A 9,189-nucleotide genomic window follows, 5' to 3' on the forward strand; every position below is an offset into this window, starting at 1 on the left:
TCCGGCGTTTTTTTTTCGTTGTCATTTTTAAAGTTTTAGTGAATGCTAAATTTACGGATAGTTGCGGAAGGCTACCGTAGGTTTAGTTCAACATTGGGCTTGCTTCTACGCTGGCTGACGGAATAAAGTCGGCTTTTGTTCGCTGCTCATCTGTAGTCCCGGCGTAACGTTCATTGTTCGGCTTTTGTACTTATCTTCGGCTTTGGGTTCGCTACTCGGCTGACGTTCCGGCGAAAAGTTCATTGAATGCCAGCGCAGCAGCAAGCCCTACCGTTGTGTGCTATTCAATTTCGACACACCGCTATTCAATAAGACATAAATGCGAATTGTTTTAACAACACTGACAATTGCCTTTCTTTATGCCTTGACGGCAACAATTGCCTCACCGTCACATTTGTCATTGGGTGACAATTTCTATTCGTTTGTTATGACATTTAGTTTTATCGTTATTCCGTTGTTTATCGGCGTTTGTGTTTTTCATTTTTTGCTTAATATTTATCGGTTGACAAAAAGCCAACCGGCAATGCTAATTCAAATGTTGACTTTGTGGCTTGTATATAATTTGACCTTGATTTTAATTAACCTTCCTGACTTTGTTAGACATCAAAACAATGCAGGTTATTTACGCTACAAATCATTTGTGGAATACTTTACGACAAATATTTTGGAGGGTTTTATAACTGCAACAATATTTGCTATTGCAATTCCTCTTTTAGACAAGTTCTTTAAGGGTAAAATTGTCAAACTTGATACGCGACAAAGCATAAATTGACTTAAACAGCACACAACATCGCATTTATGCAAGCCTGGCTGAAGTGCTAACAATGAGCAATAGTGAATCTTTCAGCAGCAGTTCCGGGCTGAAAAAACTTTATTGAGCGATAGTAATAACAATAAACTTTTAATTATAAATTTGGCAACGGTTACGGGCAGACAGGAATTCTAATTCCAGTCCTGCATAAATGCGTGGCCGTTGGCAGAAATTGACTAACCGCATTTCCAAAGAAAACGTAACGCTACAAACAGACTAACGCAATCTATGAAAACAATTTTCATTATATTATTTATAGCGCTTTCCTTTTTTAGTTGCAAGAACAATGAACAAAAAACCAAACTTGCAGAACCCTTAGAAGCCAAAAGCGTTTTCACAGAAACTGCAGAATCAAGCTTTGAAATTCTTTCTCAGAAATCTAAGAACGACTATGTCTATAGAACTGTGGAATCAAGCTTCAAACCTGCGCGCCTTCAACTTAAGGACTATGACGTACGAAGATATTTCGCACATTTTACCACTACTACAGAAAAATGGACAAGCGTTGAAGGACAGGAAAGAAATATCAACATTAAAATAAAAGCATTTGACAACCCTTCTAAAACGATAATTGAAATAAATAAAAATTGCGATGATATTGATTTACAAACTATCTTTTACGAGACAGTAAAATATGGATGTTGCGGCAATGTAAATCACTACGAAATATTCGACTACCAAAACAACCTCATTATTGAAGGTGATGACAAAATAATTACCGGTTCTATTCCTGATTCAGATTTAAAAATTTATGTGGGTTTTACACAGGAAACCAACGACTCAACAGTTCTTGGAACATTGTATTATACTACATACCATTTGAGGAAAAAACCGGAAAAGTTTGCAATTAAAATAAAATCCAAACCTTCCAACGTCAGGAAATGTGAAACTTATTGGCCAAAAATTTCATTGCAGACAAACAAAGCAATTGACAAATTTGATGCTACCGAGAATGAAAATACATTATGGTCACTTGATAAAATTGAAAATGAAAGCTTAATTAATAATTTGACAATAAAGTTTAGTGTTGAATGTACAGAAAAACAGGATTTCAAGTTTTTACACATCCCGATAATAAATGGAAAACCATTTGGAAAGGATGATAAGATTCAAGAAATGACGCTTGACTGAAAAATTCTGCCAACAATCGGCTTGCTTCTATGCTGGCAGACGAATAAATTTTCATCTTTTTATTAACTATGAGCAGCGGTTTCAGCTGACCGATTTCTTTTGAACTTTTGTTCGTAATTTGAACTTTAATAAATTTAATTGGGCTGACGGTCGGGCTGGACGAGCAATGAATACCAGCACAGCAGCAAGCCCTACCGTTAGCAGATAGCTTAAACAACCACCATCTAAAAATTAACTATGAGAAAAATTGGATTTTTTATTTTAATTGGAATCATATTCGCATCGTGTTCAACGACAAGACAGATTGACAACCCGAATTTAAGTGGCATTGAGAGTCCCGACCCGCCAATTACTAAATCATTATTTGAGGACAAAAGTTCAACCATTTCAGAAGAAAATATTCAAAAGATATTGGACGGCAATTACAAACTGCCCAACACTTTAAGGGTGGCTTTTGTTAAACTTGAAAGTTCTCAAAACCGCCAGAGATACTATTGGGCAGACGAACAGTTTTTAAAATCTCAACAACAATATCTTGACTTGTTCTCTCAAAAGTTTAAGAGTTCACCAAGAGTAAAATCTATTGCCACAATACCTGATATTTTAATTTCTCAGACACCGACATTCACAACAATTAGAGAGGCAGCAGTTAGAACCCAGTCTGACATTGCGGTCATATATTCAATAAATAGTGATATTTATTCACAATACAAATTGTTCGCTAAAGCAGACATTAAAGCATTTGCGACGACTCAACTTATTATATTGGACGTTCGGACAGGATTAATTCCATTCACAACAATTGTAACCAAAGATTTTAAAGACAAGAAAAGCAGTACAGATTTAAATGACAGTGAAGCAGCCAGCAGAATAAAAAATCAAGCGGTACTTTTGACGATTGAAGAAATTGGAAACCAAATCTCAAACTTTTTAAACAATGAAAAATAATCAAGCCATCTGCTAACATTCGCATTGGCAATACCAGGGCTGAAGAAAATATCATCAGCTTTTTGTTCGTTATTGAGCATCAGTTCCGGCTGAAAAAGCGCTATTGAGAAGCAGAATAAAAATCTCAACTTTTTGTTCATTTACTGGCTGACGTTCCGGCGAAAAGTTATAAATTGCCCTGGCATCGCCAATGCGTGGCCGTAAGCTGCAATTTTAGAGAACAACCATACTTTTTGACTACACTAAGAATTAAATGATAGGACTTAAAACTATATTGACAAAATACAATTTTCCTAAACGGACGACAATACCTGCAAAGACATTCGAAGAGATTGAGAAACAGATTGGTTTTTTACTGCCTGACGATTATAAGTTTTATCTTGACAATTACAAAGGGCATGAAGAGTTCGTTGGACCTGAACTTGTAAACCTTTGGGACATTGACGATCTTTTGACTTACAATCAAGATTACCGCATCTTTGACAATCTTCCTTTGACAATTGCAATAGGGAATAATCCAAGTAGTGAATTTATCGGTATTGAATTTATTGAAAATGAAAATTATAGAGTCATCCTTTCACCATTTATTGACTTAGACAAACAGTATCATATTGACATTGGTAGTTCATTCACAGATTTTTTTGAACGATTGGATAATGGAGGAAAATGGTTTGACTGACCGAGGAATGCAGCTTACATTAGGCTTGGCAATAGGCTGGCTGAAGGAATAACAATCGGCTGTAGCTCTTTATCAGCTTAGGTTCCAGCAGATGAACAAATATCGGCTTTTTGTATTTATCTTCGGCTTTGGTTTTTCAATCGGCTGACGTTCGAGCGAAAAGTACATTGAATTTCAGCCCATCGCCAAGCCTTAACGTAAGCTGCCATTTACATGAGACCAACATTTAAACATTTCCTACTTTGCATTCTGACGCTTTCTTCATGTGCGACAAATGACAATAAGCAAGAAGTAAAAACTGAAATTCAACATTCAACAACCGACACAACAAAACAGAGTCATTCAGCACAAACGAACCTTGACATAAAAAATATTGTGAGAAATGGCGACACATTAACCATTGACAGAAAATCTGCCGTATTCTTTCAACCGGACAGCTTGCAAATGGAAGAACGAATGAAAAAAGTTGGTGAGAAAGATTTTAGAGCCGGAGCAGACGATTATATTTATTACATAAACATATCGGCAGAATTTTTAGAGAAACAAGGTTTGCCAGTAATGAACGCCAAGGGCAAAAAATATTTGAAGTTCGTAACCTCTGACAAGAAAGCGGAGCTTGTGAAGCTTGACACGTTGAGCGAATTGTGGGGAATGTATTTATTTGACCCAGAAAAAAAGCCGCACTATGCCGACATTATTGAAATCGAGGATGACTATAAAAACTATTTTAAGTAACAAACTGTTTTGACGTAAGACCAACAAAACGGCAGCTTACATCGGTTTGCAGCAAGTAGGGGCAGAAGGAATAACAATGAGCTTTTGTAACATTATTGGGCGGTAGTTCCGGCAGAAAAAACTCTATTGAGCGATAGAATAAACAATGAACTTTTAGTTATAAATTTGGCAACGATTCCGGCAGAAGGAATTCTAATTCCCCACCTGCTGCAAGCCGTAAAACGTAAGCGGCAAGCTAAAAGGACGCCTTTCAAACAAACAACCAAATGAGATTGCGAATTTCACTTACCATATTTCTGACTTCAATCTTCACTCTTTCATTCGGACAAAGTTTCAATTACCCAACAATCAAAATGAATGGAAATTCTGTAAATGATTTTATTCCTAAAGGTTGGACAATATTGAAATCGGCATCGGGCGACTTGAATAACGACCAGATACATGACTTTGCTTTTGTTCTTCAACATAATGACAGTGTAACGGTCATAAAGCATGACGAGGACTTTAATCCAAATTACAATGACACTTTAAGCTTTCAACCACGTATCCTATGCATTGCATTTTACAACACAACTACTAAGCAATATGATTTGATAGAACAAAGTGATTCATTTATTCTTTGCCACGACAACCCAAACATGGAAGAACCTTTTCAAGATATTTCTATCTCAAAAGGAGTGTTGCAAATTGATTTTTTCATTTTTATGAATTGGGGCGGTTGGGGAATGTCAAATAATTCTTACAAGTTCCGTTATCAAAACAAAAAATTCTATTTAATAGGCGCCGACTACAATTACACAAATCGCGGTTCAGGAGAAATTGAAAACCGCAGCTATAATTTTATAACAAAAAAGGTAAAGATTGCAACAGGAATGATATCTAGCGACAAACAAAAAGTTTTATGGAGAACATTTAAAACTGGTGAACTAAAGACTTTCAAGACATTCACACAACCTTTTACTTGGGAAATTGAAAAAGATTATTTCATTTAATCGAAATTTCAATCAATAACAAGCCAGCCGCTTACATCGGTTTGCAGCAAGTGCGGCTTAAAGAATAAACATCGGCATTTGTGCTGCTATCATCAGCAGTTCAAGCAGACGTAATTCTATCAGCAAACGAACAAATAATCAACTTTTTTATTCTATATTCGGCAAACGGCTCAGGCAGACGGAATATAAATTCCCCACCTGCAGCAAGCCGTTAACCGTTGCCTGCAAGTTAAAAAATGACACTACCTGTAATTTACATTTGCCTATACTTATTGACAGTTGTTTTGTTTTTTGTCAAACAGAACTGGGTGGACAAATACAAGAAGTTATTAATCAAGGCCCATGTAATTTTGTTGTTGATTTTGCTGCTTGACATTTTCGTTGTAAACATCAAAGGTGTTTGGCTTGACAGATTATTTTTGATTGCATTTCTGTTGACTGCTTCCATGACATTTGCTCTTTACAGACGAACACTTCGGACTTGGCAAAAGATTTATTTTGGCTTTTTTCTTTTCTACCCAATCGTAGCTGCAGCGACATTTCTAGTTGACAGAATAATGTTTGTTTTGGTAGCAAGTCCTTTGCTTGTTGCTTTAACTGTTCCGGAGACAAAATTTAGCAGTAAGGACTATGAAGTAAGAGAAATAGTTGGAGCTCTTGCTCCAGTTCAAGTTACATTAGTAAAGAAAGGACTTGTGACAGAACGTTATCTTGGTATTCTTAATTCCGGAGAGGTAAATTATGGAGACATCACGGGTTTAAATATTCTTGATGAGACTAAAGATACAACCTTTGCTATTTTAACTTCGGGGGACAAAAACTACAAAGTTGCGTTCCATAAATAACCTGCAGGCAACATCGCATTAATGCAAGCATGGCTGACGTGCTAACCATGAGCAGTAGAATATATTTCATCTTTAGTTTCGGCTGAAAAAACTCTAATGAACGATAGGAATAAACATGAACTTTTAATTATAAATTTGGCAACGGTTCCGGCAGACAGGGAATTCTAATTCCATGCCTGCGTAAATGCGTGGCCGTAAGCGGCAATTCTAACATGACAATCTTTAAAAGTAAATTTCAAAAGTGGACAGTAATCTTTGGATTGCTTTTTTTATTATCCTATTTGTTTCAAGACCTTCTTTGGGAAAAATTGTGGGTATGGTCATTTCTTTTAATGATTTTGTTGGCTGTTATCTTTATCGTAATTTTTATTGTTGGACTTATTAAAAAAGACAGAAAAGTTATCCCAATACTAATTGCAGCTGTGGTCGTAATTTGTACAACGGAATTATTAAAATCAGAAACATTTAAAAGCCCGAAACTTCTTCAGGCGACTTTACATGACGACCGTTCCGTTATAAATCTCACCTTGAGAAAAAATAAAACTTTTGAAGTAAGTGTTGCGACAATATTCAGCAATCAAAATTTTGACGGGAAATACAAAATCATAGATGACAAAATAATTTTTCTTGACAAGCCGTATGATAATGATTTCATTCCTGACACACTAACAATTAATGGCAACAAAATAATTTTAAGATTTGACAAAAACAATAAACCAATAACGGATTTTGCAACGTATTTTGACATAACTCAAAACCAAATAAAAACCGTTGCTAACAATTGAAAAATCACAGTGATACAAGTAATACGAATTTAAAAAAAGTAAAATCCTTAAAATTTGTTCGTTTCCTGCCGACATAAAAATTCGTATGCTTTGACAACACAGAACAGCCGCTTACATCGGTTTTGCACAAGCGGGGCTGACGGAATAAAAATGAGCATTGGTGCATGTTTCAGCAGCAGTTCCGGGCTGAAGAAACTTTGTTCAGCGATAGTACTAACAATGAACTTTTAATTATATATTTGGCAACGGTTTGGGCAGAAGTAATACTATTTTCCCGCCTGCGCAAAGCCGTCAAACGTTACTGGCAAGCATATCGGCGACACTGCTACTATCAACCGACAGACCAAAACAACTTTAACTAATGGCTATAACACTCGACAGACTTACAGAAACACAGAATCTCTTAAAATCAAAATATGGTGGGACAAAGGAAGATTACTTTGCCCCTCTTTTTATTTCCGACAAGTTTGAAAAACGGATTGAAACCGTTATTGACAATTGTGCTTTTGGCAATAATGACTATGGTATTGACGGTTACTACATTGATAAGGAAGCAAAAAACCTTTACTTATATCAGTTCAAGTGGAGCGACAACTATGAACTATTTAAGGATACCTATAAAAGGCTAATTAAGGATGGAGTTGAACGTATTTTTGGCGACCCTTACACTGACACATTAATAAACAAAGTTGTTCCTAAACTTAAACTCGAATTACAAGAATACAAGGACTTAATCAATAAGGTTTATATATGCTTCGTTTTCAATGGCGAACCTGAAAAAGCAGAGGGCAGCAGAGTATTAGAAAGTTTAAGGGAAGAACTGGAATCAAAGAAGCATTTTATAGACAGTTATTTTAATAGCGATGAAATAACATTGACAATTCAATACATTTCAAACGAAACAAAAAAAGTCAACCAAACATCAAGGACAAAGAAAACTTTTCAGTACGACATTTCCTTTAAAGCCCAATCTGTAAAAGTTGCTTCAGGTAATGAAACATTGCATTTAGGGTTTTTAAGTCTTTACGACCTTTATAGAATGTTCGTAGATATGAAACAACGTTTATTTGAAAAAAATATCCGTGCAGGTCTTGAAGCTGATTTAGCTCCTAACCAAGCAATAAAAAAATCTCTTAAAGAAATTGTGATAAACAAAAAGGTAAATCCTGAATATTTTACATTTCATCATAACGGGGTTACATTATTTGCTGAAAAATTAGAAGCTGAAAATGGAACATCCAAAATAGTTGAGCCAAGAGTATTAAACGGAGCACAGACAATAACAACACTTTCACGGTTTATTGAGGAAATTCAAAAGCAGCCAAACTTTTCGGAATACGAGAAAACCTTGAAACAGATTGAAGTGATTGGTAAAATAATTACTAATTGCACACAAGAGTTTGTGACACAGGTGACAATTTCAAATAATAAACAGAATCCCGTTGAATCCTGGAATTTAAGAGCAAACGACCTGATACAACTTGAATTTGATGACAAATTCCGCAATGACGGAATATTCTATGAACGACAAGAAAATTCTTTTGCCAATCTTAGAGATTCAGACCTCGAAGAATTGGGAATCGAACACCATAAAGAAATCAAAATAAAAAAACTTGCTCAAACATTTTTAGCCATCCAAGGAGAAATTGATAAAATTTCAGAGATTGGAAAAGTGTTTGAAACAGATACTCTTTATGAAAAAGCATTTAATCCACAGTTTTTAAAATCAGACACAAGAAAAATAATCATTGCGTACAAAGTTCAATTCAGACTAAATGCCATAATCAATGAAATTGAAAGCAGAGGAGAAAATAAATACTTTTTTGTTCGCTATGCAAGAAATCTTGTTTGGGCATTGACGGTTCAAGGGCTTTTAAATGACAATTATGTTGACGATTTGCTGGAGAATTACGGACACACTTTATCTGTTGAGGCAGACTTTAATTCTATTGTAAAGGATATTGGCTCTAAAAAAATAAGGATTATACTTTCAGAACTCATAAAGCAAAAAAAGTATGATGATTACATGACTAATGGCAAATTCAGTTTTCTAAAAACTCGTATTGCGTTTGTTGACAGCATGACTATTGCAAATAAAAGATATGGTTGGGATATGCTAAAAATCACCCACAATGGGCAATAGCAACGACAGACAACAATGCCAGCCGGTAACAACTAAGGCTTCGTTGGGTGCGTAGCACCAACAATGAAGCCGCATGTTGAACGAAACCGGTTAATATGGAGATGTCGTCAGGAGGATTTG

At 35.6% G+C, this 9,189-nt stretch carries 9 protein-coding genes; all 9 read left to right on the forward strand.

What is annotated here, in order from left to right; translation table 11 throughout:
- Positions 1-319: 319 nt before the first annotated feature.
- The 9 genes from EFY79_RS21050 (at position 320) to EFY79_RS21090 (ending at position 9,069) form a co-directional block, all read left to right on the forward strand.
- A complete protein-coding gene (locus EFY79_RS21050; protein ID WP_123122736.1) occupies positions 320-772 on the forward strand; it encodes a hypothetical protein in 453 nt (150 codons plus the stop codon).
- Between the two features lie 267 nt (positions 773-1,039).
- The gene (locus EFY79_RS21055; RefSeq protein WP_123122737.1) at positions 1,040-1,942 is read left to right on the forward strand and encodes a hypothetical protein; all 903 of its coding nucleotides are present in this window, start codon (positions 1,040-1,042) and stop codon (positions 1,940-1,942) included.
- 237 nt (positions 1,943-2,179) lie between these two features.
- Positions 2,180-2,890, forward strand: a complete 711-nt coding sequence (locus tag EFY79_RS21060) for a hypothetical protein (RefSeq protein ID WP_123122738.1) — start codon at positions 2,180-2,182, stop codon at positions 2,888-2,890.
- 253 nt (positions 2,891-3,143) lie between these two features.
- Complete coding sequence (locus tag EFY79_RS21065; RefSeq protein WP_123122739.1) at positions 3,144-3,569, forward strand: SMI1/KNR4 family protein; 426 nt, start codon at positions 3,144-3,146, stop codon at positions 3,567-3,569.
- A gap of 213 nt (positions 3,570-3,782) precedes the next feature.
- Positions 3,783-4,304 carry a hypothetical protein gene (locus EFY79_RS21070; RefSeq protein WP_123122740.1) on the forward strand — a complete coding sequence of 174 codons (522 nt, stop codon included), beginning with the start codon at positions 3,783-3,785 and terminating at the stop codon, positions 4,302-4,304.
- Positions 4,305-4,570: 266 nt separating this feature from the next.
- Positions 4,571-5,296, forward strand: coding sequence for a hypothetical protein (locus EFY79_RS21075; RefSeq protein WP_148041993.1), 726 nt, complete (start codon positions 4,571-4,573; stop codon positions 5,294-5,296).
- A gap of 236 nt (positions 5,297-5,532) precedes the next feature.
- Positions 5,533-6,141 (forward strand): hypothetical protein, encoded by a 609-nt coding sequence (locus EFY79_RS21080; RefSeq protein WP_148041994.1) that lies wholly within the window; start codon positions 5,533-5,535, stop codon positions 6,139-6,141.
- A gap of 212 nt (positions 6,142-6,353) precedes the next feature.
- Positions 6,354-6,926: a hypothetical protein gene (locus tag EFY79_RS21085; protein WP_148041995.1), complete on the forward strand. Its 573-nt coding sequence runs from the start codon at positions 6,354-6,356 to the stop codon at positions 6,924-6,926.
- A 361-nt stretch (positions 6,927-7,287) separates the two neighbouring features.
- Entirely contained in the window at positions 7,288-9,069 is a 1,782-nt protein-coding gene (locus EFY79_RS21090) for an AIPR family protein (RefSeq protein WP_123122744.1), read from the forward strand.
- Positions 9,070-9,189 lie beyond the last annotated feature (120 nt).

The organism is Hanamia caeni, assembly GCF_003721595.1.
Lineage (GTDB): Bacteria > Bacteroidota > Bacteroidia > Chitinophagales > Chitinophagaceae > Ginsengibacter > Ginsengibacter caeni.

What these genes read in the sequence shown, in the direction of transcription:
- EFY79_RS21050 (WP_123122736.1), top strand. Translation starts at nt 320, where the DNA reads ATGCGAATTGTTTTAACAACACTGACAATTGCCTTTCTTTATGCCTTG.
- EFY79_RS21055 (WP_123122737.1), top strand. Translation starts at nt 1,040, where the DNA reads ATGAAAACAATTTTCATTATATTATTTATAGCGCTTTCCTTTTTTAGT.
- EFY79_RS21060 (WP_123122738.1), top strand. Translation starts at nt 2,180, where the DNA reads ATGAGAAAAATTGGATTTTTTATTTTAATTGGAATCATATTCGCATCG.
- EFY79_RS21065 (WP_123122739.1), top strand. Translation starts at nt 3,144, where the DNA reads ATGATAGGACTTAAAACTATATTGACAAAATACAATTTTCCTAAACGG.
- EFY79_RS21070 (WP_123122740.1), top strand. Translation starts at nt 3,783, where the DNA reads ATGAGACCAACATTTAAACATTTCCTACTTTGCATTCTGACGCTTTCT.
- EFY79_RS21075 (WP_148041993.1), top strand. Translation starts at nt 4,571, where the DNA reads ATGAGATTGCGAATTTCACTTACCATATTTCTGACTTCAATCTTCACT.
- EFY79_RS21080 (WP_148041994.1), top strand. Translation starts at nt 5,533, where the DNA reads ATGACACTACCTGTAATTTACATTTGCCTATACTTATTGACAGTTGTT.
- EFY79_RS21085 (WP_148041995.1), top strand. Translation starts at nt 6,354, where the DNA reads ATGACAATCTTTAAAAGTAAATTTCAAAAGTGGACAGTAATCTTTGGA.
- EFY79_RS21090 (WP_123122744.1), top strand. Translation starts at nt 7,288, where the DNA reads ATGGCTATAACACTCGACAGACTTACAGAAACACAGAATCTCTTAAAA.